The sequence below is a fragment of the Patescibacteria group bacterium genome, assembly GCA_041659765.1.
Classification (GTDB): domain Bacteria; phylum Patescibacteriota; class Patescibacteriia; order UBA9934; family UBA9934; genus JAGORL01.
On sequence record JBAZXR010000001.1, the window covers coordinates 658,335 to 682,928 of the forward strand.

The following is a 24,594-nucleotide window of genomic DNA, read 5'->3' on the forward strand; positions in this document are numbered from 1 at the left end:
ATGACGAAAGAAACTAAACTTTGGAATGCGTCCGTCCTTCTTTGGATGATCGCGCCCGTTCTCACCTTCTTAGGAATACTCGCCGTTGAAAGATTGCTGTTTACCAACACAGACGATGGATCCATCATGCTTTTTGCCGCGGTGGGATCCGCAGCGCTTTGCATAGCCGCAGAATTGTTTCTCGTGAGATCAGCCTTGCTCCGACAAGAAAAATACGGCTTCGTGCTCTTTTTTGCCGCATTATTGCAGTTTCTCATTCCGCTCTCACTGGTGATCGCGCTATCTCATGCCAAATACGACGGTGACGCGTTGGTCACCCTCGCTTTCATCGCCGGCTTCAATTTCTTCATTACTGTCCTAGAAATCCTCGCTCTTGCAGTCTTCTCTGCCATTGTAAAAATTCTCCAGCATACGCGCCACTCATCACGCGCCGAGAAAGTACTGCTCGCAGGAGCTATCCTCAGTATTCATGTCGCCGTTCTCTTTCCTGTTCTCATTTTGTTGATTACAAAGCCTCCACACCATAAAACCGCTACTCCGAGCTATTTATATGACGCGTCTTCAGTTGATTTTCGACGGGACGAGAAGGTAAAAACGACCCTCGGTCAACTCCCAAGACCATTGAAAATCTTCCGCAAAGCAGACGAATTCTTCGCCATGAGTCCTACAGGCCAGACAGTCTCATTACCTTTCATGGAGAATGTAGATGCCGATGCGGGCAAATTCATCTTCTTTGATGTCTACACGGATCGCGTCTACTACGAGCAGCATGGGGATGTCATGATGCTCGACATCAATTCTAAAAAAATCAAAAAGCTACCGGACGCGTTCACTCGTGCGCTCAAAGAGGAATCTTGTTTCTCAACCATGGTCGCCAACTGTAACCCGCGCCATATTCTCGGGGCACATAATAACGAACTCGCCCTGGGGTTTCAGGGGGATGTCGCAGTAATCAACATTGAAACCGGCGAAAGAACTAATACTAGCTACGAGGGCGGCGACTACGGCGGACTCTACTTCTTCTGGGTCAATAGCAAAGGATATCGCCTATTTCTAGATACCCATCCCGCTATCCGCGAGCAATTCTCCAGGGCGGATGAACAAATTGGCAATATTCTTTGGGTGTATTTCGACGACAAAGGCGACGCCTATAAAACCCTTGGAGGCGAAGACTTCGGCCCAGATCGCTGGGGATCAGTGATTTACGGAGGCGGAGAACGGTCATATTTCTTTAAGGACAAAACACCAGTCCTCACTCTAAAAACAGACTTCCCCTCGTCAAACTCTTATTCTGAAGCGAACAAGAGTCAGTTCAGTGTGCGTGAACTCTATCTCCTCGATGAAAAATCAGTTGGGTTAGTTATAGAAAATAAACTTATCGTCATCAATCTCGTAGACAAAGAGGCGAGGATTGTAAGGAATCAAAAAGAAATCGAGAGACTGATTTCGGGCGCATCGTTGCTCTCGGTAGATTATGGCAGCTACCTCGGTAATAACTGCGTCTGGAATAAAGATGCCGAGATAGCCGCAGGAAAGGACGGTGCTCGAGATATCTTCTGCCTTCAATAATCTCTGTGAAAATCCTTTCTCCCGACAACATCGCTGAAGCCGTCGATCTCCTAAAACAAGGCGGCGTGATTGTGTATCCCACGGAAACTTCTTATGGGATTGGATGCGATGCGACGAATGCGGAAACGGTTGCTCGAGTGTTCGCGATCAAAGGCCGACCAGAAGGCAAAGGCGTTACCCTTCTTTTGCCATCGAGTAATCCGTTCGGTGAAGAACTTGTCGATTGGGATCCGAAGCTTCGGGAAATGGCCGAGAAATACTGGCCAGGGCCGCTAAACATCATCGTCGAGGTTCGCATGGGATCATCGATCGCAACGCAATGTATGACCGGCTCGCCCGTAGGGCGGTCTACGCCCGAGGGTTCGACCATTGCGGTTCGTCGATCGAGTCACCCTATCGCACAGGCGCTCGTCGATGCCCTGGGTGTCCCCCTTGTATCAACCAGTGCGAATATCTCTGGGGAAAAAGAGCTGTATGACGCAAAAAGTATTGTCGAACTTTTCGGTGCTCGAAACCTACAACCAGATGCGATCATCGACGCAGGTTTACTCAAAAAAAATCCCCCGTCGACCATTATCACTTCACAAAACGGCAACGTCGAGGTACTTAGGCAGGGCGCAATTACGCTCGAGCCTTCCAGGTAAGGAGCGGCGGGATATTCATGAGGACCAGGCCGGAATCAATGTGGTGAAATGATTTTTTTAGGAACTTTTTGCCTCGCGGGTTAAACTGAAACATGACGAAGACACCTTTTTCTCCCAACAACTTGGCGGACTTAGCAATGAGTGTCGTGGCCTCATGTTTCTTCAGTAAAGTAAACGGGATACTGGACATCATGGCGTCCACCTGAGAAATGCCAATAGTCGCCAGGAGTTCGTCGACCTTCTCCGCCGAGGCAGTGAAGACTGTTACGCGAGGATCGGCGAGAATCTTTCGCAGATGATCAGCCAACACCGGGTTCTGCTCGATCAAAATTAACTTTCCATCTGCCGGCATCCGCTTCAGCATTTCTTTACTGACCACCCCCTCCCCCGCGCCGTACTCCACAATCACCATGCCTGGTTTAGCAAAATCAATTTTCTCACAGAGTTTTTTCACCGCATGCTTGCTCGTGGGCGTCACCGAGGCGACCGAGATATCCTTAAGAAAGGTTTTGAAGAATGCGAGCTTATTCATACGTACAAATTGAGCGAGAGATGCTATTATAGGTCTAGAAGTAACCTTATCTTAGCCTGTTTTATGAAACATTGGAAATTCCTGGTCCCTGCGGCATTTGCCGTCGTGACCATGGGCGCGGGTTGTTCGAGCACAGGCAAGGTGACGTCAGATACGTCCGTATCACCTCAGGAACAGGTCGACGCGTCAGTCAACGCACTTGTGAACGTCTCGGCCAGTGAAGACACTACGCTCGCGCCAGAAGACACCAATGCGACGACAGCGAACGATACTGAATCACTAAATAACCTCGGCTACGCCTATGACACGAACAACTTCTAAGCGCGTAGCGATGAGTGCCGTCAGCCTAGCTCTCCTGTTTGGTCAGAGTCTCCCGATCGCTTTCGCCGAAGAAAACCGTGACGGTGAGCGGCCAGACAGCCGGTCAGCGGTTGGCGATAACTTTTGCACCCGCTTCACGAATGCCTCCGACAGCGTCACGAAGGAACTCTCAAAACGGGTTGGCGAGCATGAGAAGCGTCTGACAGACAAAGACTCATCCATCATCAAAAAAGAACAGGAGACGGACACGCATCTCGGCGAGGTTCGTATCAAAGAAGACAAGGCCCGCACCGCGGAATTCGCCAAGATTGACGCGCTCGCTAAAACAGATGCTCAGAAGGTTGCTGTTACCGCTTTCAAAGTTGCCGTGACTACAGCTATCTCCATCAGACGCACAGCCGTAGACGCTGCGCTCACCACTTTCCGTGCTGGCGTTGAAAAAACAAAAACTACCCGCCGAACCAGCATGGAAGCGATCGCGAAAACTTTCAAAGCCTCCGTGGAAACGGCTCTCACAAAGGCCAAAACATCCTGCGCCGCAGGAACAGATCCAAAGACAGTAAAAGCAACGCTAACGAGCGAGCTGAAGACTGCCCAAACCAAACTCCAAGCTGACCGTAAAGCACTTGATGGATCCGCGGCCATCAAAAACCTAGTCGCCACAAAAAAGAAGGCCATCGAATCTGCCATGAACGTCTTCCATGCCTCCATGGAAACCGCCCGCGGAGCACTCAAACTCGCACTCGGCAGTGCCGTGCCAAGAGTTAAAAAAGAAAACGATTAGTAAAGACTCGGCCCTTCGACAAGCTCAGGGCACAAAAATACGACCAAGAAGGTCGTATTTTTGTGGCGGAGGGAGTGAGATTCGAACTCACGGAGGCTTTCACCTCGACGGTTTTCAAGACCGTTACCATAAACCACTCGGTCATCCCTCCTAAAAATTGTAAAAACTCACTGGCGGAGAGGGAGAGATTCGAACTCTCGGTACTCTTTCAAGTACGCAGGATTAGCAATCCTGTGCCTTAAGCCACTCGGCCACCTCTCCCCGCGATAGAACGGGCGTACACTACCTGAATTGTCACTCTTTTTCAAGCGTGCTCATGTTATACTGTGGGCAAGCATATGGCAAAGGGGGAAGGCAAAAAAAAGATTCAGGCTGAAGAACATGAGCATATTGACGTTGGAAACGTCATTTGCACCTGGGAAACTTGGGAATATCCGCCGTCTGATCGTTCAACTGGCTGGTACGTGGCGGCTGGCGCTATTGGCTTGGCGATGCTGCTGTTTGCCCTCATGACGGCCAATTTTGTCTTTGCACTTATCCTCCTCATGTTTGCTGTTATTCTGCTAATGCGTGACCTGAAAAAGCCAGCGCGAGTTAGAGCGTACGTCACTACTTCAGGAGTAGTTCTCGGCGACGAGTTCTACCCGTACGAGACGATTAAGGATTTTTCGATCTCCTATTCTCCGCCTGACATTAAGTATCTCTACGTTTCTTTCCAGGGGCGGTTGAAACCGACGTTATCTATTCACCTGGACGACAAAAACCCCAACGAAGTCCGTCAAAGCCTTTTGCCCTACGTTTTCGAGAACCTTGACCGCGAAGGCGAAAGTTTGACAGACACCCTCCGTCGCGTGTATAAATTATAAGCTTTTCAGCAGTATTTTAAGAGTTTCTGCGTATGCGCGCGTAGCTCAGCTGGATAGAGCATCAGCTTGCGGAGCTGAGGGTCGTAGGTTCAAATCCTGCCGCGCGCACCACAAACCGATCCCTTTACGGGGTCGTTTTGTTTAGGCATACTAGCCAATTCTATGATTTCCCTCCTCAAGTCCTATAAAGCGCTCGTCACCCTGGTGATTGCCCTCGCCTTGGGTCAGCAGATGCTGAACCTCATTGTCCCAAAGATCATCTCCAAGGCGATTAACACCTTTGCGCTTGGCGTTTTCTCCATGCCAACTATTTTAACGGAGTTTGCGGTGGTAGCTGGCGGCATTTTCATTCTTGGCGCTTTGCTCGCCGTTTTTCAAACGTATGTTAGCGAGAAAGTCGCGCGCGATCTGCGTAACCAGCTGGCCAGTAAAGTTTCTCGCCAGGATTTTTTATACGTCCAGCGCAAGACCCCTGGCATCCTCCTCACGAACTTCTCGTCTGACATTGACGCCGTGAAGCAGTTTGTCTCCCAGGCGGTGCCGACGGTCCTCTCTTCCCTCTTCGTCATTATTGGCGCGGCGTATTTCCTGTTGAGCATTAACTGGCAGCTCGGCCTCGCGGTTCTTTCGATCGTCCCCTTGATCGGCACTGCGCTCTTTGGGCTCTTTGGCTTTATCCGCCCGCTCTTCAAAAAAGGCCAGGAAGTCATCGACAAACTAAACTCCGTGATCAACGAAAGCATCCTGGGTGCGGCGATTATTCGCGTACTGAACTCCCAGGTCATCGAATACAACCGTTTCATCAAAACGAATACGGAAGCCAAAGACGTAGGCATGCAAATTCTCAAAATGTTCGCGGGTTTGATTCCGCTCATTACGCTGATCGCAAACGGTGCCATGCTCGTCATGGTGCTTTTGGGCGGCCGGTTCATTATCAACGGCACGCTAACCATCGGCGACTTTGCGGCGTTCATGACGTACCTAGGCATTCTCATCTTCCCTATCTTCATGCTCGGTTTCATGAGCAATGCCATCTCTCGCGCAGGCGTCTCATATGCACGCATCGAAGAAGTGCTGAAGGCACCAGAAGAAAAAGAAGGCGGTGATGACGTAGTGAATTTTAAGGGCGAGTTATCAGTGACTGATGTATCGCTCGCGTACGAAACAAAAACTATTCTCAAAAATGCTACGTTCCATGTTCACCCAAACACCAAAACGGCGATCATCGGCCCAACAGCTGCCGGTAAGACCCAGTTGCTCTATCTGCTTTCTGGCCTCACAAAACCTGACGCCGGAACCATCGCCTACGACAGCAAACCGATGTTTGATTACGACCAAAAACAGCTCCGCCAACATCTCGGCATTGTTTTTCAGGACAGCGTGCTCTTTAACCTCACGCTCCGCGAGAACATCGCCTTTGGCCAAAATGTGGGCGAACGCGATTTGCAGTTGGCTATCGAGACCGCCGAGCTTGGTGATTTCGTGAACTCGCTCGAACATGGCCTCGACACGCTTGTCTCTGAACGCGGCACGAACCTCTCTGGCGGACAGAAACAGCGCATTATGCTCGCTCGCGCCCTGGCCCACGCGCCAAATATCCTGTTCCTCGATGACTTTACCGCGCGCGTCGACGCGAACACTGAACGAAAAGTCCTCGCCAACATTGAAAATAACTACCCGCACCTGACGCTCGTGTCGGTTACTCAAAAAGTGACGAACACAGAAGCCTACGACCAAATCATTCTCCTTATGGAGGGCGAAATTTTGGCAGTTGGGACACATACGGAGCTCATGAAGACCTCGCCGGAGTACGTACAGATTGTTGATTCACAGCGGAGCACCAATGCGTATGAACTACAGTCTTAATAAAACTACCGGTAAAGCCAAACTCAAGTTCTTTTGGCCGTTCTTAAAGGACGAAAAGCTCCCGATGTTTATTGCACTCATCGGCATCCTAGTCAGCTCTGCCTTGAACTTGCTCGCTCCTGTACTCATCGGCCGAGCGATCGACACGTATATAGCGGCGCGTGACTTGGCCGGGCTCTCTCTAGTAGCGGGACAACTGGCGCTCGTATTCTTCGGCGCCTTCATTGCTGGTTATGTTCAAACTACTACCATGGGTGGCGTTGGCCAACGCGTACTCTATAAGTTGCGCAATACTATTTTCAGCAAACTCGAATCTTTGCCTGTCGCGTTCTTTAACCAGAACAAAGCCGGTGATCTTATTTCGCGCATCAACAATGACACGGACAAGCTAAACCAATTCTTTTCCCAAGCCATCATGCAGTTTGTGGGCAATGGCTTCATGATTATTGGCGCCGGTATCTCGCTCGTATCCATCAACGCGAAGCTCGGTCTAGCCGTGCTTGTTCCGGCGCTGATTCTTCTTGTCATTACTCGGGTGACCTCGGGCCTCATCAAAAAGAAGAACGCGGAAAGCTTGCAAGCTACAGGTTCTTTCAGCGGAGCCGTACAGGAGAGTCTAGAAAACTTCAAAGTCGTCGTGGCCTTTAATCGCCAAGACTACTTCCACACCCACTTGGCCGAGTCCAACGAAAAGAACTACGACGCAGCTCTTGGCGCAGGCGTAGCAAACACGGCCTTCACCCCAATCTACGGCCTCATGGGCAACGCTGCGCAGCTAATTGCTATCACGTACGGTATTACGCTCGTCATGTCTGGCCAGTTGACCGTAGGACTACTCGTGAGCACGCTGACTTACATCTCCCGCTTCTATGACCCCGTGCGCCAGATTGCCTCTTTCTGGGCGTCTTGGCAGTCTGCACTAGCCGCAGCTGATCGCATCCATAACATCCTGGAGCTCTCGTCCAACATGGAGACGGTCGAAATCACTGCGCAGGCGTCCGGCGACGCCGTACTCGAGTTCAAGGGTGTTAACTTCAGCTATCCGGAGGGTAAGTCCGTTCTGCACAACGTGAACCTCGCGTTCAACGCCGGAAAAACCTACGCCCTCGTCGGCCCCACTGGTGGAGGTAAGACGACAACCGCCTCCCTCGCCGCACGCCTGTACGACCCGACCGCAGGAACTGTCTTCTTGGACGGCCAGGATATTCGCTCATACTCGGCGGATGAACGAACAAAGCGTATCGGCTTCATTCTCCAGGATCCGTTCCTATTCAAGGGAACTGTGCGGGACAACGTGGTCTACGGCAACGAAAAGTTCGCGAACATGACCGAGGAGGCTCTCACAAAGCACCTCGAAGAGATCGGCCTTTCTAAATTACTGACACGCTTCGACAAAGGTCTACGGGCTGAAATCGGCAACACGGGCGGAACGTTGTCCGCTGGCCAAAAACAAATCCTCGCCTTCATGCGCGCCATTCTCCGCGAACCAAAGCTACTCATTCTCGATGAAGCTACGGCGAACATCGACACCATTACGGAGCAACTCTTAGGCGAAGCACTGGATGCGCTCCCCAAATCAACAACCCGCATCATCATTGCCCACCGTCTTAATACGATCGAGAACGCTGATGAAATCTTCTTCGTCAACAGCGGCGAGATCATCCCCGCCGGTTCGCTCAAGGAAGCGATTGACATGTTGCTTCATAAAGAACGCACGAGCTAAACCAAAAGCACTCGCCGAAAGGCGGGTGTTTTGGTATGTTGATCCACAAGATAATAACAACTATATGGTTGCATCTTTAGTCTTTGATGAGAAATATAAAAAGCTGGTCACAACAACTCGTGAAACCTTCGAACCCTTCTATAAAATCTGCTCTTCTGCACTATTAGAACTGCTAAAAGTTAAAGAAAAGCTCATCGAAGAGGTCAGGTTGGATCGAGACAAAGAGTTTAATGAAGCAGCACTGCTGCTTATTAGTCGTTCTCTTCAGCACCACGAAAGCATCTTTATACTCATAGAACGAGGACTCTACGGTGACGCGTTCAGTATCGCTAGAAACATACTTAGTGATGTTTCCATGTTTTATTACCTTCACCACAATCCAGAACTAATACCGATGTTCATCAAAGAAAGCGACACGTCGTACCAAGATGACGCAGCCTTTAAAAAAGCCTTCAACGAAGGAACAATTCAAAAAAATCTTAAAGTCAATGGCCACTCCGCTCCAGTAAAATCCTTTCAGCTGCTGAGTAAAACTGCTCATGCCAGCGCGTGGGGTGCTCAGCTATACGGAACAGGAGACCGAAAAGACCCAAACGTATTTATCGCTAAGTTTGAACCGCAGTTCGAGTCAAAGAAAGCGCTAGGTCTCCTAGGTATTATCCTATCGGTCAACTGGGACTACCTAAATATGGTCCTTTGGCATAGACATCATAATAAGTTGGATGTTAATTCAAAGTTTTGGCTAGGAATTCAAGAAAACGTAAAGAAGTTGCGCCCGCTCATTTTGGGGCTTGGCGAAAAAAGCGAAGAAATACTAAAGGGGCTTAACGGCAAAGAATAAATTCCGTAGCTCGTCGCCTCGTTAGCAACCCAGCTCCTTCACACTAACGTTGTCGGAAACTCTTCTATCCCGTGACACCTAGAAACCACTAGCTCCTACCTCACTATGGATAAAGATAATTTCTTCGTTAAAACACAAATTGAATCAAATATAAATGCGATCGAAAGCCTGGCTAACACCGGCGTATTTAGCGCTCCGGCATTGAGGGTTTTCGCGGAGCCTTCCTTTGTTTCTATAATTCTGAAAATGCACGACCTCCTACAAAAACTTAATGCTCTCGGGCATAGGGTGGACTTCAAAGATGATGTAGAAAATGGTGATATTACGGATCTAATCAGCAAAGTAAGAAATGCGATTTGTCATCTTGACTCTCCAGAAAATCTACTCGATAAAGATGCCCAGATTAAATTTGTGTTTTGCATGGCCTACGGTAAGGCGAACCTCGTGCAGATTGGAGAAAAGTGCGCGCAGTCAGAGTACGAAGATGACATCGCCTTCTTCTACGGTGAACATCGGGTGTACCTCAAAAGGCATATCTTTAAACTGGTTCACGAAACAAAGAATGTGTACGAACGTCTTTATCGTTCCCAATAACAAATCCCCGACGCATGGCATCGGGGTCGACGAACTCACGTGTTCAGTTCTTCGGCACGAGGTCTAGGAGATGGTCGCGGAGTTTTTCGCGCCAGGCTTTGACTTCGCTCTCGAAGCCGAGCTTGATGCCGCCGACGAAACAGCCTTCGCCGAGCAACGCCTCGAAGTCCACGTACGGGACAACGGGCTCGGAGAATTCGCCGAGGTCTACTGATTCCGTATTCATGCGCCCCGGTGTGTGAGGATCTGGGTCGCCGTCAAGCGGAGGAGCGAAACTCGGATGCGCGATGACCCGTTTACCGTCGATCTGCATGTGCCAATCTAGATACTCGCCACCACAGCGGTTGTTTTGTGGCAATAGCGTGGCGCGCTGGAGAACCCTCAGCTCTTCGCGTGCCTTGGGACTGAACCTCCTCCCATCATGCAGCGGGTGCCGTATGGCCTGCAACGATTCGTCTAACAATCTCTGATCCATGTGACCTCCAATAACGACCCAATTCTTACTCCGAAAAAGAACATTCGTCAAAAAAAAATGGTATTCTAGTCACAAATTGTGGCTAAGAAGAAATTACAAGTGGCGGTGACGGTAAACCAGCCGTTCATTCTAGAAAAGAACGGAAAATATTCTGGTTTTGAGATTGAGTTGTGGGAAATGATCGCCAAAGAAATGGGGGTCAAATTTTCCTACACTAAACATGCGTTCAAGGAACTGATTCCCCTCGTTGCAAGCAAAAAAGCAGACGTCGCCCTTGGTGCGATCACCATTACGGAGAAGCGCGAAAAGATTGTTGATTTTTCACACCCTACGTTTAACTCAGGACTACGCATTTTGCTCTCAAAGAAACGCTCGCAGATAGACTTCGCCGGAACTATTCGAGCCTTCGTAACCCAAGGCTACAAACAACTAATAAAACCTGGACTCGCGTTATTGGTCATTACTATTCTGTTCGGCCACCTTTTGTGGCTGAGCGAACGAGCCGGTACAACCATCGACCCAACATATTTCCCGGGAGTTTTTCAAGCAATCTGGCTTTCGTTGAGTACGATTCTCGGGGCTGGCGACTGGAATGGAGTCTACACTGCCAGTACGTGGTTCGGCCGTTCAGTCTTAACCCTGGAACAGCTCGCCAATCTAGCTGTGCTTGGTCTCTTCATTGGAGAAGTTACAGCATTTATTACGACGAGAAAAATCCGCCTCAACATCGAGGGACCGAACGGATTGAAGGGAAAGACCGTCGCAACAGTCCAAGGGACGACGAGCGAACAGGTGCTGAAGGACCTCGGCGCAACTGTTGTACCAGTAACTAAGATTGACGAGGCCTACGAAAAACTCAAAAAGAACAAAGTAGAAGCAGTTGTCTTTGATGCGCCTGTGCTGCTGTACTACTCGTTAAACGAGGGCGCCGAATGGTCTGAAGTCGTGGGTGAATTATTCGATCCCCAAGACTACGGCGTCATGATGCAAGATGACAGCCCACTCCGCAAAGACGTAAACATCGCCATCCTGGCCCTTCGAGAAAGCGGAGCTTACGATGAACTATATAAGAAATGGTTCAGCTAAGACCTAAGCGCCCTAACAACCAGACCAAGCAAGAAGAATGCGATCGCTACCAGTACAATCGTTCCACCGGTTGCCAGATGAAGGAAGAATGATAGACACAAGCCTGTGAACACGCTTAAAAGCGAGACACCAGCGGCCACGAGCGTGGTCTTTTTGAAGCCCAAATTAAGTTCCTGCGCGGCTAGGACCGGGATAACCATGAGCGCGCCCATAAGCAGAACGCCCACCACCTGCATGCCCACGGCTACCACCACTGCGGTGGCGATAGCTAGGAACAAGTTATACGCGTCTACCCGCATCCCCTGAGCGCGGGCGATATCTTCGTCGAAGGCAATCAAGAACAAGCCGCGGAATGACCAAACGAGACACGCTAGAACAGCCATCGAAGCAATTATTATAGCAATCAGCTGAACAGCGCCCACCTGTCCGATATCACCGAACAAAAATTCGAGCGCTTCCACGTCTAACTGGCCCGAGGCGGACAAAATAACTACAGCCAGGGCCAAGCCGCCACTCATGACGACTGCAAGCGGAGCATCGCCGGACAGCACACCGCCACGCCGCTGAAGGCGTTGGATAATGACGGCAGCCAAGAGCGCGCAGACTACCGCGCCAATAATCGGATTCACGCCCAGGGCGATACCCATCGCCACACCAGAGAGCGAAGCGTGCGCCAAGGTGTCCGCAATCAAAGACTGACGCTTGACCGTCAAAAACATGCCGAGCACTGGCGCCACCGCACCCACGCAAAGCCCGGCTAAAAGGCCAAGTAAGGGAAAATCTGCGGGTAAGAAATTAATCATAGTTGTGTTTAGTAACTTTGCGGTTGGCGAAAATGTAAGCCGCGAGGACAGTCGAGATCGGCACGGCAAGAATTAGAGCTCCCCCGCCCACGAGCGCGCGCACAGCTTCTTCCATTATTTGTTCCGTGTTCAAGAGCACCCAGAGCGGTGGGTTATCTGGCATCGAGAACAAAAGAAAGATCGGGAACGAGGCGCCCACATACGCCAGGGCGAGCGTGTTCACGAGAGACGCAATATGTTCGCGACCAACCGAAATACCGCGCTGATACAATTCTTTGGCGGTTAGTCGATCGTTCGCATTGTGAATCTCTTCGACGGACGCTACCTGTGCCGTGGTTACGTCGTCGAGAACACCTAGGGTACCGATAACCATAGCGCCGAGCAAAAGACCCTGTAGATCAAGACCGTTCGCTACGCTCTGCTGAAGGAAGACTGCCTCTTCCGTGCCGCCACCAGACAAAGCAGCGAGTTTCACGGCAATAGCCGACAGCACAAAGGCAACAACTAAGGCGATCAACGTCGATCCGAGGGCAACGAAGCTTCTCAATTTAATCCCGTGCGACAACAGAATTGAAATCACCGCAATCATGGCCGCGCCCAAACCGCAAATTAAAATGGGATTCTCGCCAACGAATATTCGTGGCACTACAAAGACCATCAGCACTAACAAACTGACACCAAGTCCAAGCACGGCTCGGGCGCCTGAACCACGACCAAAAAAAGCAGCCAGGACAAAGAAAATAAGGAGAAAAATGCCGACAACAGGCAATCTGAAGCTATCAAGCACGTAGTAAGTATCACCGCGCACGTCAGTGGTCTTAGCCATCACCACCTGTTCGCCGACATGAAGTTTTTGCCGCTCAAAACTGGCTGCTGCAGTAGAATACTCGGTATTCACTACTTTGCCGTGCTCAGCACCGCTTTGGATTTCAAGCGTGACATCTTGGAACATCGTCGAGCCGCTAGCGTCGTTGACTGCACCTTCTTTACTGATGTTCAGCACCTTCCCACGGGCATAAAAAGAATTATCCATATTATTTGTGCCCATGGATAAAGTGGGGATGATGCATGACTTCTTCTGTTGGACCATGACACACCATGTGGCGGTTCAAGCAAAGTACCTCGTCGACCTCGTGGGCGACTACATCAATATCATGCGAAACGAGGATCACGGTTAGCTTGAGCTTATCTCGCAGTTCACGAACAAAGTGAAAGAAATCCTCCTGGCCTTTAACATCCACCGCGCTTGTGGGTTCATCGAGCATAATCACCTTCGGCTCAGCCGCCAAAGCCCGCGCGATGAGCACACGCTGACGCTCGCCGCCGGACAAAGTGCCGATTCTGCGAGCAAGCAAATGTCGAACGCCCGCGGCGTCAATTGCCCGAGCCAGAGCCTTCGCGTTTTTCTTAACCGGCGTTTGACCGCTTCTAATAATCTCATCCACCGTGGCGGGAAAATTCTCGCCCATCGCGTTCGCTCGCTGCGGAACGTACCCCACGCGTGCCCGATCTACCTTGCACTCAACGGACCCCTCGCTAGGATCAATTAGTCCGAGCAGGATTTTAAGAAATGTCGTTTTGCCTCCCCCGTTCGGACCAATAACGCCAAGATAAGCGCCTTCAGCGATATCAACCGTGACGCCGTCTAAAATGACGTTGCCGCCCACAGAATAGCCCAAGTCTTTGATAGAAAATGCTGGCGTCTTAGCCATAGAGATAGTGACAGTATATTACCCTTTCGCCAGGGTCAAAAATTTAACGTGCTCGACACCCGCTTCTTTCAAGGTCCGTTCGGCGGCTTTCATAGTGGAACCGGTAGTCCAGACGTCGTCGATGAGAACCACTCCACCCTCCGACCCCCTGACCTGAACCTCCTCCGACTCCTCCTTGGAAAGGAGGAGAGAAGCGAGCCTGAACGGACTACGCGTCATGGCCGTTTCGCGTTCTTCCACCGTGCGTTCGGCCTGGTGGCCTTTTGTTTCTTCCCGGCGTAGTAGTTCATGCATTTGTGCGCCAGTGGTCGTGGCGAGCCACGACCCCACAGCCGCGGCCTGATTGAATCCACGCTCACGCAGACGTAACGGGGCTAATGGCACGGGCACGAGAATCGACTCGCCAATAAATGACTTTACTGTTTCTATCTTCGGTTCGGCGAGCTTCTGGAGGATACGAAACGCGGAATGGTCGAACTCGTATTTGTAAGCTTTAATAAGGTCACGAATAATGGGGTTGCCGTACGCGAACATGGTCAAGTGGTTGTCCTCGACCTTGAATACACGGTCGTCGAAGGCAGCGAAACATGAGGGACAGAGCAGTGCGCCCTCCGCTTTGCACGAAACACAATAACGGGGAAAGACCGCGTCTAAAAACGGTTCAATTATTCGCCCCAAGAAAAATCGTTGACTTTCCATGTATCGCCCTCCTTTATCAGCCTAACCGTGATGTCTTGATAGCGTACCTTAGTGTTGCTTGGATTTCCTATTGCCTCGACCCGCTGGGTGCTGACTATAATAGTGGCGCTCGAGTTGGATTCCTCGACCGTCTTCTGAGAGATAACTTTGGTCGAGATGCCGTAATAAGCTGAACTAGACTGGGCGGCGCGCTGATCCTGGGCAACGCTCTGTAAGCTAGTCGCCAGAGTAGATGTAACGAGAGGCAGAACATCGGTCACGTTTGCAAAGTCTGATTCCGAGGAGTAGCTAGCAAAGCGCTCAACGAAAATCATCGTCGTCGTCTGCGGATTAGCTACGGGGATTGCCTCGGGAGCAACTGGCGTCTCTGTTGCGGGAGTTGTCGTCGAAGTTGATGGCTGAGAAGGTTCTTGGTTACTGGTTGCAGGTTGCGGGTTAGACCCTGGTCGCAAAAAGATCGCGAGTAGCACGATAATCAACAAGACTAGGACACCAACCGCCAGACCGATTTCTGTTTTTCTAGTCATACATTATTTCTTAGCCCCTTCGCCTTGGAGCGACTTCTGCAATTCTTCACGAGCGCGCTCGATCTTCAAGAGCTGCTCCGGATTAGTCGTAATGATTTGATCTTCCGTGTAAGACGCGACAATCTTAATAGCCGCATGCTTCTGGCCGGCAAAGAAAATGCCTTCGCCAATGGCCGCTTCGAGCAACAAATACTTTTCGCTCTGAGTGAGGTTGAACGTGTTAGCAATAGTATCAATACCGGCCGGTGATTGCTTGAGCAGAATCTGCATGGACGAGTTTGTCACAATGGCCTGGCCGTACTGGCTGCGCAGGAAGTCATTCACGTCTTGGGTAATTGTCGTGACTCCGAGATAGTATTTTCGAGCCCGCTTGACGAGGGCGAAGATAAACTTGGCCGAGTCCTCATTTTGCATGAGCCACCAGGCTTCGTCGATGGTCAGAATGCGTTTCTTGCGCTCCGAACGCACCACGTTCCAGATGTAGTTAACAATCGTGTAAATAGCCATCGGACGGAGCTCGTCTTCAAGATCGCGAACGGAGAAGATGACGAGCTGGTTGCGCATCTCAACGGTAGTGGGCGAGTTCAAGAGTCCAGCGAAGGTTCCTGAAGTGAACTTCGTTAAACGCGCCACCAGGTTCTCACCGCCTTCCATGCCTTCCAGAATTTCGACGAGGTCAGACAAGGTTGGATACTCCGTTATGCCCGCCATGCTAGGCAAATCAGCAGTAATGTCTTTTTTCGCGTAGGTTTCGAGCAGTGCTCGGTCCAGTAGCGAATCTTCCTCTGGCGTAAAACCAAGTACCGCCTTCTCCCCCATCGGTTTACCGATCATGATACGCAACAAGCCTTTGATCGTAATAACCGCACTGCGTAGAATGTCTTCAACAGAGGTCTCTTCGCCTTTTGGTCGCGGGAGATCGAAGGGGTTAATGCGCGCTTCACTCGACAGCGATACATTCACATACGTACCGCCGACAGCATCAGACAGCTGGCGATATTCCATTTCCGGGTCAATAACAATCACGTCCGTGCCCATCATCATGGAGCGGAGGATTTCGAGTTTAACGCAATAGCTCTTACCCGCACCAGACGTAGCGAAAACAATCGAGTTCGCATTTTGGAGCGAGAAACGATCGAACAAAATCAACGAGTTGTTGTGGCGGTTAATGCCGTAAAGAATGCCGTTATCGCTCGACACGTCAGACGAGATGAACGGAAACGAGCTCGCGATAGGCGAGGTGTTCATGTTAAACGGAATCTGCAGTTCGTCATTACAGAGTGGCAGCGTCGAGTTGAAACCTTGTTCAGCCTGGTACAGCCCACGCTTAGAGTAGATAAGTTTGCCGCCGAAAATAGCCTCGATCTCCTCGGTTCTCTTGTCGAGGTTCTCCTTAGTATCCGAATACATGGTCACGTAAAAAGCAAATTGGAAAAAGTGTTCAATACCCTGCGTTAAGTCGTCACGCAGTTGCTCTACGTCGCGCAACGCCGTCTCCTGAATAGGATCACGGGGCTTGCCGGTTTCATTATCGGACACGATCTGCGATTCGATCTGACCTACTTTATCGCGCAGTTGTTTCAAAATAACTTCGGCTTTCACTGGGTACACAAACATGCCGATGTCGATCGTCCCCTTAAAGTTAATGATCGGCGCGCCCCAGCCGATACCAACGTATCGAGGATATGTGGTAACAAAGAGGGTTCGACAAAATCTGTCGCCCACTACTAGGTACGTCGATTGGACTTCGAAAGCCGCTGGCGCAATTAGATCACGAACGCTAACTGTGCCTCGCCTAAAAGACCGCTCTTCCTCAAGAGTAGCCCGCTCATCAGCCGACTTCATTTCTTGGGGCGAAAGCTTGCGAGCTGTTTTGACCGCGCTCGTGGGCTGGCGTTTTAGATCCTCTACGTTAAAAGCCATATTAGAAGCGGGTGTCTACCTGCAATTTATCAATCGGCGCCAACTTTTGTTCTTCAGAAGCACCAGGGTTGTACGAATTGTAGTAGAGCTCGATCAATCCCTGCGTATCCAACTGAACTACCTGAAGTCCCATGCTCTGCAAACCGCCGGCAATATTTCCCACGCGTTGGTTCAACACATCTTTGCGATCCTTAAACTGTTTATTGTTCAGCTTCAAGATGGCGGCTGGAGAAATGGCTGCTTGCAATTTCTGCATAAAACCGCTCTTCTTGCCGGCTTCCAGCGGGTCATACGGAATAATGCAAAAGAATCGCTTCTGCATGATTTCGCCGAGCTCAACCAGCTCCGTCACGAACGACATGTAATCCCTAATCTGGCCGCGCAAAAGTTCATTAGTAATAGTCTCCTCCTGGGACTTCATTTTCATCATGTACGCGTCCACGTTCATCTTGCGCGACTGGATACAAATCTGGATTGGATGTTCGAGCCCATTCAAGAACTGCATGTAGCCCTGAATGGTGGCCTGCTGTTCATCTTCGCTCTTAAGCGCGAAGTTAATGCTCGACACCAGTAGAACCGCACGCAGAGTGCCATCTTTCATAACCACCGCGTCTTCCCTGATTTCCGCAATATCAAGAAACCGCTGGGTTGGCGGACCCACTTTTGGTTTTGCGAGTTTATTGACCGATGTTGCCATAAGACGCTACTCATCTCCCGAATAAACTCCGCCGGTATTCACCACCAACGTCAGTTCAGACAGACGCGATCCTTCGAGCGGAGCCTTTCTGATTTTTGATTCGACCGGAGGTGGGGCTTCTTGGAGCATCAACACTTTAAGTTCACCGTCAGACAAAGTTTTATCCCAGACGCGCTTACCAGGGCGCCGGATAGTCTGGATGACGTTAATCACAATCACGTGAAAAGGCTGGCCGTTTACTTTGCCAAAGGCGAATATACCGCCAAGCGCACTCGTGGGTAGCGCAGTGGCAATCAAGAACGGAATGTTATTGGCGAAAAGCCGGTAAAAAACAAAGTCTACCAGCACTACCACTAACATAATAATAAACTGCCGAGCCGTAATCGGGCCGATGATCCTTGGTTCGATATCAAGAAATTGCGGAACAACAAATTGATTCCTCGGCATGCGTATATTCTACCATCAAAAACGTAACTTCGCGTTCAGTCCTATAATAGCCTTAATCTCCGCCGGACTCAGACAATCTTTCTTTTCTTTGCGGCGCTTACTACAAACGTCCGGAATAGACATGCTATTTGATAAAGCTTCTTCGGAAATCTCCAAATACATCTGGTTGAGCGGACTCTTGCGCCAAGCATTAATGCCATTGACTCTCTCCTCGTAGCCAGTAGCTAAGAGCGCTGTCAACAAATCCTCCACCTTCCTTGCCCCTTCAGCCGGGTCGCTCGACATGCGGCGGAATTCGATAGTCGACAAGTTCTTGATTTGGTCGACCGGGCCCATTAGCCGAGAAGCAGCCACCACGTCCGTCAGTTTCCTATCCACGGCCTTCGGCGCCACACTGCCCACGGTCAACTCCGCCTTAGCTGGTCTAGGTTTTAATGGAATAATCTTCTTCTCTGCCGGCGCCTGCGTGTCACGAGCAGCCGAAACCCTGGCTCCCGGCATGATTGGCGACACCGAATCCTCCGGCTGTGTCTTCGTCACCTCTGCGAACTTTTGATCCATTGCGACTGATTCTTGCGAATCAGTTATTGCGGGGTTTAAAACCCCGCCTTTTTCGATCTTCTTTTCGCCGTCATATTGTTTCTTCCCCATCGCCAGCGCTTCCAAAACAACCCGCAGATCAGCACCTTCTAGTTTATATTCTTGCTCCATGATATCCCTGGTCTGTCCCGGTTCACGCACACCGCGGATATTTTTTTCGACGAGCGCCCTAAACTTCTCGAGCGGAATATTCTTAGCGAGCACGATCTCCTTCGCTGCATCGAGTGTTGCGTCAACTGCCATCTTCAATCGATCCATCGTCACCGGAACTTCAGCCGCTAATGCTGTCGATGGGGCGATTTCGACGGCTTGCGATGGCGCATCCGGAGTCACCGCGGGGTTTAAAACCCCGCCTTCTTCCGGCTCCTCCGTCGCCTTCTCCGCCTTCTCCCTCTCCGCTTCCAGCTTCTTCCAATCTTCTTCTGACACAATTTCAATATACGGCGCTTCGCGTTCTACTTCAGCAAGCAAGGCATCCACTTTTTCTTTAGACAGTGCAAGTCCGCCGATAGTTAATGGCCGGCCAAAAAAGGTCTTCAGCGCCTCGGCGTCCTTCTCCCCCTTCACACGCCCCTCAATGAGCAGGCCGAGACGTTTAACGAGCACATCAGAAAACCCAAGACCCGCGGCCTCGTCCATTCTTTTAGACCACAGAAAGGCAGAAATTTTCTCTTTGCCGATTGGTCTAGCTGGATGGTCTTCAACCTTTCCACCCCAAGCAATAATCTGTTCGCGAATCCCCGGAACGAAAGATTCAAGCGGCAAAATTCGATAGCCAAAAATATCCGCCGAAATCTTCTTAGACGTCGCCTCATCCTTACCAAAGGCCTGACCGATAATTCCCGGAACCTCGGCCATGGGCAACGTTCCATCAATAACCGCGTTACACAAATCAAGAAACTCCGGCGCCCGCTCAGTTGGTAATTCATTCTTTGCCGCTACATCCCTAAACTCAGCAAGGACCTTGCCATCAAAGAGAAAAGACCGGACTGGTGGTATTTTGAGAAGGTCAACAATTGCCATACGGCGCGATACTCACGATTACGGCAAGGTCCGAAGAGTGGTCTGGATCTGATCGTGTAAATCATCAATACGTTTACGTTCATCGATACCCTTTGGCTCTGTAGGAGCGGCCCCCTGCATGGCTCGAGTATGTTCGATGGCAACTGCCTTGCCCAAAATCTCTAATCGCTGTCTTAGATCAGTACGAGTTGTCCCTTCTGACTTACCTATTTGACCGGCTAATTTATCTACATCGGGCGCTTTATATTTTCCATCTGCTCCCTGAGCCAACTTTGTATTCTCGACCACTACTCTAGTTACAGCGTTAGACTTGGTAGCGTCCTTAATTGCTGGCTCTAAGTATTTCACATTTCCGACATCAGCCTTAATGAGCTGAGCCGTGTAGGCACGATCTTCCTTTGTGAAAGTTGGTGTTTCTGAATCCAGTCTTACGCCTGGAAGCACCTCAGCCAAAGGCTTACCGGCTCTAAGCAGCATGCCATGCGCGACGGTTGCGTCCTCATCGCTGATATTCTTAGTGGCCTTCATGTTGCTGACAGAAGTGGCAAATGCATCACGAGCTTCCGTCCCCATGTACTCCTCCTTCACCTGCTCGTCAGCACGAATAACGCCACGCGTAAGCTCAAATCTTTGAGCTGTATCAGCGCCTGTAAAATCAGTAGGCTTGATCTCGGCTAATGTCACCTTTCCGCTCGACAAAGCGCTCGTAATGACCGGTGCTTTCTGTTTAGAAACAACATTATTTACAAATTCGCGTCTGACTGGGTTGTCCGTCACTACAGAAGGATCGAATGAACCAGCCCCGAGGTTATCAACATTAACTTTCGCGCCGACAAGTGCCTGTGCTAGCTGGTTACCCTTGGCGCCCTGGAAGTCCTCAGTTCTAACATCTGCAACGTTTATGCGTTTATCATCAAATGCTTCCTTAAGCGCATCCGGTCCAGCCGTAGCTTTCAACTGAGTAAATACCTCGGCTGTTTTAGCGGTATTGGCCTGGGCTTTATTCTCTTCGGTCAAACGACCCTTATACTTACCGGCCGCAAAACGATCAAGATAAGACACGTCCTTGTCCTTAACGCTTCTATCCTTTTCGGAAGCAAGGACCTCAAGAACTCCCGGATCCTTCAAGGCAGTATCGCTCACCTTAGAAGCCTGGAAGTCATCGGATTTCACAAACTTCTTAACTGCCTCCTTATCAAGAGTGCCATCCGACTTCTTCATCAAATGTAGATTCTCGCTCTGTGTCTTGTAGAACGTGTCCTTCTCCTTATCGTCGAGTCTTCCCTTCGATTCGTCTTCACGTTGAGTATTCATGGCCATGGTCAACAAGCTATCGCGATCCTCGTCGGAAACACCAAGATGCGCTGCTTCCTCTCGAAGTTTCTTATTAGCACTGTATTCAGCAATAAGAGCCCGGTCAGCTTCAGGTGAACCGAGACCAGAATTGCCACCCTTCGTAAGCATCTGTAGAGCAGAAACTTGATTCGCTCCACTCATGCCACGGACACGGTCAGTCGCAGCTTTTCTGCGAGCGCCACGTTCATGTTCGCCGGCCAATTCTAGTTTTCCACCAGCCCCAGTAATTGCTTGTCCGGCGTATGCCGCTCCAGGAAGACTAGAAAGCCCAACTCTTTGTCCGGCTCCAATAATCCCCTGTCCAATAGATTCGCGAATACTACTAGATCCCTTCGGGGCATAGCGGGTATCGATCTCACTTCCTACATATCCACCGGCTCTACGAGCGGCCGTAAATGGCATGGTCAAAGCTCCACCCACAACTTTTCTGCCCATACCTTCATTAATAACTTGAGAGGCTAGACCGCCAACTTTAGAGGCTTGTTCACCGGCTACTTGCATGCCGACGGTGAGTAAGATTAGAGCCAGAAGAAGACTGGTAATGTGACTGGAATCAAGTGCGGCTACGGAGAAATAGGTATCACCGGCAGGAGCCGGGGTGAAGCCTTCGCTGGCGGAAATAGACCCGCTAGATGAGGCGGCCAGCGCCAACCAGAGGAAGAACGTAAGAATGGGTCCCATCATGAGTGCGCCGGTAAACTTGCCCCACCATTGGCCGGCAGATTGTTCGGCGCCGTGGAAGATGCCCTTGATACCTCCCAGGAAAAAAGCCATGGGAGAGAGAATAACCAAGATCCACAGGAGAACAATACGATAGAGGAAAGCTAGCGCGAGCAAGAACAAAATAGCGGCGATTGAACCGTAGAGAGGGATCTGCAAAAAAGCCGCGATGAATTGCGAGAAAGGCGTGATGCCTTCGCCGGAAGTGATTGAAGCCTGAATAGCGGCCTCCTGCATTTTGCCAAAATCATTCAGCTGGAACATTTGGGTAAAGTTACCCGCCGCGATATCTAGCAAAGCATTCACAAAAGTAAACATGATGACCTGGCTGATATCAATCAAGAGTCCACAAATAGTCCGGCTGAAGTTCATGAGCACAACGGCAATGAACAGCTGTGGCAGCTGCTGTTCCCAGTGCGCCCGATGGTTACCAACAATAGTGAAGATAGCTATAAAAATCAGGGCCACGATGACAAACATGTTCATCACGTCACGCACCAGTGACCAGCCGAGGCCAATGATTGGGCTGGTAGAAAAAGAGTTGTAGTTTAAAATTGGAACAATGATGACTTCAATTAACAGTAGGATCAATTTTCCTAAGCCAAGAACAATATAGTTAAGAATCCAAGTAAGAGTTGTAATGATCATGTTGCCCAGCGCCGTGGCTCCCAAAACCGTATTTTCGCCGGTTGCAAAAACAGGGTACACCTGACCAAAAATAGCGCTCACCGATACAAAAACAACAATCACCAAAGAGATCGTCCCTTGGTGACGAGAAAAAAACTGCAATCCTTTCCGCAAAAGCGGTCGTAAGTCCATAACATGCAGATTATAACACGAGAGAAAGAATGGAGGCGCCCGTATTTCCACGAGCGCCCCAAGAGTTTCTACGGAATTTCGAGTTCAAGCTGACACCCCGCACTGTTCGGATCAGCAACAGCGCGAGTCGTGACCGACTGACCGTTGACCTTGGCGTCGATAATCCCCTGGATCGTTCCGGGAGGAAATGGTGCCAGACATGACCAGGACTCAACGCTCCCAATGCCGTAGGCCACGGAGAAGCGGAGCTTGTCGCCGGGCTTAGCATCAGAACGGCTATAGTCGAGCGAACTCGAGCTGTGCGCATCTGCCAGAACCGAATTCCAGTCAGTCACTTGCCCGGACGAGTAGGTCCAGATGCCGGCAACGGTGAGCCAGTCGGCGCGGACTTGGCCGGGAGTGGTCCAGCGGAGCTGGAACGCTTCCCCTTCCACCGCCGCAGCTGTGTCATCACCTGAGTCCGTTCCTTCGGACACACCCGATCCCGAATCTTCATCGCCTTGCTGTTCATGGTCTACCTCCTCGGAGTGAGCGCACTCCGTGATGTCGTTTTTGGTGATGCAGAACATGTCTGTCTGACAGTTTCCCTTGGCTTTCACGTTCGTGGCGAGTTCGTCGCCGGTCACCGGAATGATGTCCCGCTCGCCGAACCCGAGGAGGAGGAACGTATCCCAGTCCGCGATCGGCATGGCTACGCCCTCATCCATGATGTACACGTCGGGTTTCCCGACCTGGCTCAAGAGCGCCCCGTCGCGGTAAGTGGCTCGTCCCGCGTTCGGGTACAGGCTGATGCCCGCGTCACTTCCGTGATCGATGTCGTCGTAGGAGCTGGCTCGGATGCCATAGCTGGCGAGCAAACCCGCAGTGCCCGTTTCATCCACGCGGAACCGCTGGCGCTCGGGATCGGTCGATTCGCCGATCAAAAGCCAGGCGTCATCGTGCGAATCACGGAGCGCGCTGACGTGGCTGGCGCTGAACTCGGCCACGGTCTCGCCGTAGCACTCGAGCTCCTCCGGAGACACGAGCACGACATCCGCGAAGTTGAGTCCGCGCGACAAGAAGGCGCCCTCGTTCATGAAGGCCAGGAGGCCGTTGCCAGAAGTGCGTTCATAGACGAGCGAGTCCCCCGCCTGCTTGAGCAGACTGCCCACCGGATGCCAGTGCGCAGTCGACAGTTCCGACTGGTACACGTGGCCGCCCGAGAGCGAGCAAACGGCGTCCGTGGTCATCACTTCCACCTCGTTTCCACTCGCGAGGTCAACTGCTCGGAGCTTGAGCCCCGAGAGACTGGCGCCCACGTCCGCCGGCTTCTGGGCATTGCCCGAGTGCCGGCCGAAGTGCACGTGATCGCCGGTGGAAGCCCCGGTGGTTCCTTCGAACCCCAGGATCTGCCCCGCCGTCACGTCCGTACCGTTGCCCACGAACACGTCCTCCAGATGGCCCATAAGCAGATACGTACCGTCATGCAGATCCAGATTCACGTGCCGGCCGAAGCCGTGCGAACCGTCATCATGCACATAGGCCGTGCCGTTCATGGGCGCGTAGACCAGGTCATTCTGGTCATTCGGCGTATCGAGGTCGAGGTCGTACTTCGTGCTCGTGTACTTGTGCGAGTACGAACCGTTCGCGCCCTGGACACACCGCGCCTGATACCCGGCTGAGAATGGCAAGTCCGCCACAATGGCATCCGTGCCGCCGCCCTCGCCATCCGGCGGATTGACGACACGATCGAACTGGCATTCCTGGCCACAACAGCCGTGAAGGAAGAACGAAACCAAGAAGAACACGGGAACTTTCGGATCCATTGGATCCTCCAAACGTGATTGGGGAAGATTATTCCGCCCCGAACGTCATGGGAGTAACGGTGACGTTCGGAGGGAGTAATCACTGACCCGGTTTGATACTCTTGGGAATTTGCATTGATCGAGAACGGAAATGGAGTCAAACTCCCCAGTTAAAACTCCATT

General features: G+C 51.1%; 23 protein-coding genes and 3 tRNA genes. 11 read left to right on the forward strand and 15 right to left on the reverse strand.

What is annotated here, in order from left to right; genetic code table 11:
- Entirely contained in the window at positions 1–1,569 is a 1,569-nt protein-coding gene (locus WC813_03545) for a hypothetical protein (GenBank protein MFA5947075.1), read from the forward strand.
- Between the two features lie 5 nt (positions 1,570–1,574).
- Positions 1,575–2,213, forward strand: coding sequence for an L-threonylcarbamoyladenylate synthase (locus tag WC813_03550; GenBank protein MFA5947076.1), 639 nt, complete (start codon positions 1,575–1,577; stop codon positions 2,211–2,213).
- Here the strand turns inward: WC813_03550 and WC813_03555 are convergent.
- Positions 2,191–2,745, reverse strand: coding sequence for an rRNA adenine N-6-methyltransferase family protein (locus WC813_03555; protein MFA5947077.1), 555 nt, complete (start codon positions 2,743–2,745; stop codon positions 2,191–2,193). The two genes, WC813_03550 and WC813_03555, sit on opposite strands and share 23 nt — an antisense overlap.
- 63 nt (positions 2,746–2,808) lie before the next feature.
- On the opposite strand from WC813_03555, the gene WC813_03560 reads away from it, so the two are divergent.
- The gene (locus tag WC813_03560; protein ID MFA5947078.1) at positions 2,809–3,066 is read left to right on the forward strand and encodes a hypothetical protein; all 258 of its coding nucleotides are present in this window, start codon (positions 2,809–2,811) and stop codon (positions 3,064–3,066) included.
- A complete protein-coding gene (locus tag WC813_03565; GenBank protein ID MFA5947079.1) occupies positions 3,047–3,850 on the forward strand; it encodes a hypothetical protein in 804 nt (267 codons plus the stop codon). Before WC813_03560 ends, WC813_03565 begins: the two co-directional genes overlap by 20 nt.
- Positions 3,851–3,913: 63 nt before the next feature.
- On the opposite strand, the gene WC813_03570 is transcribed toward WC813_03565, so the two are convergent.
- Together WC813_03570 and WC813_03575 are read right to left on the reverse strand one after the other, a co-directional pair.
- Positions 3,914–4,001 (reverse strand) — tRNA-Ser (locus WC813_03570).
- A 20-nt stretch (positions 4,002–4,021) separates the two neighbouring features.
- Positions 4,022–4,111 (reverse strand) — tRNA-Ser (locus WC813_03575).
- Positions 4,112–4,188: 77 nt separating this feature from the next.
- Between WC813_03575 and WC813_03580 the strand changes: the two genes are divergently transcribed.
- From WC813_03580 to WC813_03605, 6 genes are all read left to right on the forward strand, one after another.
- A complete protein-coding gene (locus WC813_03580; GenBank protein MFA5947080.1) occupies positions 4,189–4,716 on the forward strand; it encodes a hypothetical protein in 528 nt (175 codons plus the stop codon).
- A 34-nt stretch (positions 4,717–4,750) separates the two neighbouring features.
- A tRNA-Arg gene (locus tag WC813_03585) sits at positions 4,751–4,827 on the forward strand.
- Between the two features lie 51 nt (positions 4,828–4,878).
- Complete coding sequence (locus WC813_03590) at positions 4,879–6,582, forward strand: ABC transporter ATP-binding protein (protein ID MFA5947081.1); 1,704 nt, start codon at positions 4,879–4,881, stop codon at positions 6,580–6,582.
- A complete protein-coding gene (locus WC813_03595; GenBank protein MFA5947082.1) occupies positions 6,566–8,305 on the forward strand; it encodes an ABC transporter ATP-binding protein in 1,740 nt (579 codons plus the stop codon). Before WC813_03590 ends, WC813_03595 begins: the two co-directional genes overlap by 17 nt.
- Positions 8,306–8,369: 64 nt before the next feature.
- The gene (locus WC813_03600; protein MFA5947083.1) at positions 8,370–9,146 is read left to right on the forward strand and encodes a DUF5677 domain-containing protein; all 777 of its coding nucleotides are present in this window, start codon (positions 8,370–8,372) and stop codon (positions 9,144–9,146) included.
- Between the two features lie 105 nt (positions 9,147–9,251).
- A complete protein-coding gene (locus tag WC813_03605) occupies positions 9,252–9,740 on the forward strand; it encodes a hypothetical protein (GenBank protein ID MFA5947084.1) in 489 nt (162 codons plus the stop codon).
- A gap of 43 nt (positions 9,741–9,783) precedes the next feature.
- Here WC813_03605 and WC813_03610 read toward each other — a convergent pair whose 3' ends face one another.
- The gene (locus WC813_03610; GenBank protein ID MFA5947085.1) at positions 9,784–10,215 is read right to left on the reverse strand and encodes a hypothetical protein; all 432 of its coding nucleotides are present in this window, start codon (positions 10,213–10,215) and stop codon (positions 9,784–9,786) included.
- Between the two features lie 78 nt (positions 10,216–10,293).
- Here WC813_03610 and WC813_03615 point away from each other — a divergent pair, with 78 nt between their 5' ends.
- Positions 10,294–11,301, forward strand: coding sequence for a transporter substrate-binding domain-containing protein (locus WC813_03615; protein MFA5947086.1), 1,008 nt, complete (start codon positions 10,294–10,296; stop codon positions 11,299–11,301).
- On the opposite strand, the gene WC813_03620 is transcribed toward WC813_03615, so the two are convergent.
- The 11 genes from WC813_03620 to WC813_03670 all read right to left on the reverse strand — a co-directional run bounded on the left by WC813_03620 (position 11,298) and on the right by WC813_03670 (position 24,444).
- Positions 11,298–12,104 carry a metal ABC transporter permease gene (locus WC813_03620; GenBank protein ID MFA5947087.1) on the reverse strand — a complete coding sequence of 269 codons (807 nt, stop codon included), beginning with the start codon at positions 12,102–12,104 and terminating at the stop codon, positions 11,298–11,300. The two genes, WC813_03615 and WC813_03620, sit on opposite strands and share 4 nt — an antisense overlap.
- On the reverse strand, positions 12,097–13,137 hold the full coding sequence (locus WC813_03625; protein ID MFA5947088.1) for a YibE/F family protein: 1,041 nt from the start codon (positions 13,135–13,137) through the stop codon (positions 12,097–12,099). The genes WC813_03620 and WC813_03625 overlap by 8 nt, the downstream gene beginning before the upstream one ends.
- Position 13,138: 1 nt before the next feature.
- Positions 13,139–13,816 carry a metal ABC transporter ATP-binding protein gene (locus WC813_03630; protein MFA5947089.1) on the reverse strand — a complete coding sequence of 226 codons (678 nt, stop codon included), beginning with the start codon at positions 13,814–13,816 and terminating at the stop codon, positions 13,139–13,141.
- Positions 13,817–13,834: 18 nt separating this feature from the next.
- Positions 13,835–14,515 carry a phosphoribosyltransferase family protein gene (locus WC813_03635; GenBank protein MFA5947090.1) on the reverse strand — a complete coding sequence of 227 codons (681 nt, stop codon included), beginning with the start codon at positions 14,513–14,515 and terminating at the stop codon, positions 13,835–13,837.
- On the reverse strand, positions 14,482–15,042 hold the full coding sequence (locus WC813_03640; protein ID MFA5947091.1) for a hypothetical protein: 561 nt from the start codon (positions 15,040–15,042) through the stop codon (positions 14,482–14,484). The genes WC813_03635 and WC813_03640 overlap by 34 nt, the downstream gene beginning before the upstream one ends.
- A gap of 3 nt (positions 15,043–15,045) precedes the next feature.
- Positions 15,046–16,965 (reverse strand): DUF87 domain-containing protein, encoded by a 1,920-nt coding sequence (locus WC813_03645; protein MFA5947092.1) that lies wholly within the window; start codon positions 16,963–16,965, stop codon positions 15,046–15,048.
- A 1-nt stretch (position 16,966) separates the two neighbouring features.
- Positions 16,967–17,662: a hypothetical protein gene (locus WC813_03650; GenBank protein ID MFA5947093.1), complete on the reverse strand. Its 696-nt coding sequence runs from the start codon at positions 17,660–17,662 to the stop codon at positions 16,967–16,969.
- A gap of 6 nt (positions 17,663–17,668) precedes the next feature.
- Positions 17,669–18,109, reverse strand: coding sequence for a PrgI family protein (locus WC813_03655; GenBank protein MFA5947094.1), 441 nt, complete (start codon positions 18,107–18,109; stop codon positions 17,669–17,671).
- 15 nt (positions 18,110–18,124) lie between these two features.
- Positions 18,125–19,732: a hypothetical protein gene (locus WC813_03660; GenBank protein ID MFA5947095.1), complete on the reverse strand. Its 1,608-nt coding sequence runs from the start codon at positions 19,730–19,732 to the stop codon at positions 18,125–18,127.
- Positions 19,733–19,750: 18 nt separating this feature from the next.
- Positions 19,751–22,627, reverse strand: a complete 2,877-nt coding sequence (locus WC813_03665; GenBank protein MFA5947096.1) for a hypothetical protein — start codon at positions 22,625–22,627, stop codon at positions 19,751–19,753.
- A gap of 68 nt (positions 22,628–22,695) precedes the next feature.
- Complete coding sequence (locus tag WC813_03670; GenBank protein ID MFA5947097.1) at positions 22,696–24,444, reverse strand: M23 family metallopeptidase; 1,749 nt, start codon at positions 24,442–24,444, stop codon at positions 22,696–22,698.
- Between the last annotated feature and the right edge of the window lie 150 nt (positions 24,445–24,594).

Excerpts from the sequence above, each read along its gene's own strand:
- WC813_03545 (MFA5947075.1), top strand. The coding sequence starts at position 1 with ATGACGAAAGAAACTAAACTTTGGAATGCGTCCGTCCTTCTTTGGATG.
- WC813_03555 (MFA5947077.1), bottom strand. The coding sequence starts at position 2,745 with ATGAATAAGCTCGCATTCTTCAAAACCTTTCTTAAGGATATCTCGGTC.
- WC813_03560 (MFA5947078.1), top strand. The coding sequence starts at position 2,809 with ATGAAACATTGGAAATTCCTGGTCCCTGCGGCATTTGCCGTCGTGACC.
- WC813_03565 (MFA5947079.1), top strand. The coding sequence starts at position 3,047 with ATGACACGAACAACTTCTAAGCGCGTAGCGATGAGTGCCGTCAGCCTA.
- WC813_03580 (MFA5947080.1), top strand. The coding sequence starts at position 4,189 with ATGGCAAAGGGGGAAGGCAAAAAAAAGATTCAGGCTGAAGAACATGAG.
- WC813_03590 (MFA5947081.1), top strand. The coding sequence starts at position 4,879 with ATGATTTCCCTCCTCAAGTCCTATAAAGCGCTCGTCACCCTGGTGATT.
- WC813_03595 (MFA5947082.1), top strand. The coding sequence starts at position 6,566 with ATGAACTACAGTCTTAATAAAACTACCGGTAAAGCCAAACTCAAGTTC.
- WC813_03600 (MFA5947083.1), top strand. The coding sequence starts at position 8,370 with ATGGTTGCATCTTTAGTCTTTGATGAGAAATATAAAAAGCTGGTCACA.
- WC813_03605 (MFA5947084.1), top strand. The coding sequence starts at position 9,252 with ATGGATAAAGATAATTTCTTCGTTAAAACACAAATTGAATCAAATATA.
- WC813_03610 (MFA5947085.1), bottom strand. The coding sequence starts at position 10,215 with ATGGATCAGAGATTGTTAGACGAATCGTTGCAGGCCATACGGCACCCG.
- WC813_03620 (MFA5947087.1), bottom strand. The coding sequence starts at position 12,104 with ATGATTAATTTCTTACCCGCAGATTTTCCCTTACTTGGCCTTTTAGCC.
- WC813_03625 (MFA5947088.1), bottom strand. The coding sequence starts at position 13,137 with ATGGATAATTCTTTTTATGCCCGTGGGAAGGTGCTGAACATCAGTAAA.
- WC813_03630 (MFA5947089.1), bottom strand. The coding sequence starts at position 13,816 with ATGGCTAAGACGCCAGCATTTTCTATCAAAGACTTGGGCTATTCTGTG.
- WC813_03635 (MFA5947090.1), bottom strand. The coding sequence starts at position 14,515 with ATGGAAAGTCAACGATTTTTCTTGGGGCGAATAATTGAACCGTTTTTA.
- WC813_03640 (MFA5947091.1), bottom strand. The coding sequence starts at position 15,042 with ATGACTAGAAAAACAGAAATCGGTCTGGCGGTTGGTGTCCTAGTCTTG.
- WC813_03645 (MFA5947092.1), bottom strand. The coding sequence starts at position 16,965 with ATGGCTTTTAACGTAGAGGATCTAAAACGCCAGCCCACGAGCGCGGTC.
- WC813_03650 (MFA5947093.1), bottom strand. The coding sequence starts at position 17,662 with ATGGCAACATCGGTCAATAAACTCGCAAAACCAAAAGTGGGTCCGCCA.
- WC813_03655 (MFA5947094.1), bottom strand. The coding sequence starts at position 18,109 with ATGCCGAGGAATCAATTTGTTGTTCCGCAATTTCTTGATATCGAACCA.
- WC813_03660 (MFA5947095.1), bottom strand. The coding sequence starts at position 19,732 with ATGGCAATTGTTGACCTTCTCAAAATACCACCAGTCCGGTCTTTTCTC.
- WC813_03665 (MFA5947096.1), bottom strand. The coding sequence starts at position 22,627 with ATGGACTTACGACCGCTTTTGCGGAAAGGATTGCAGTTTTTTTCTCGT.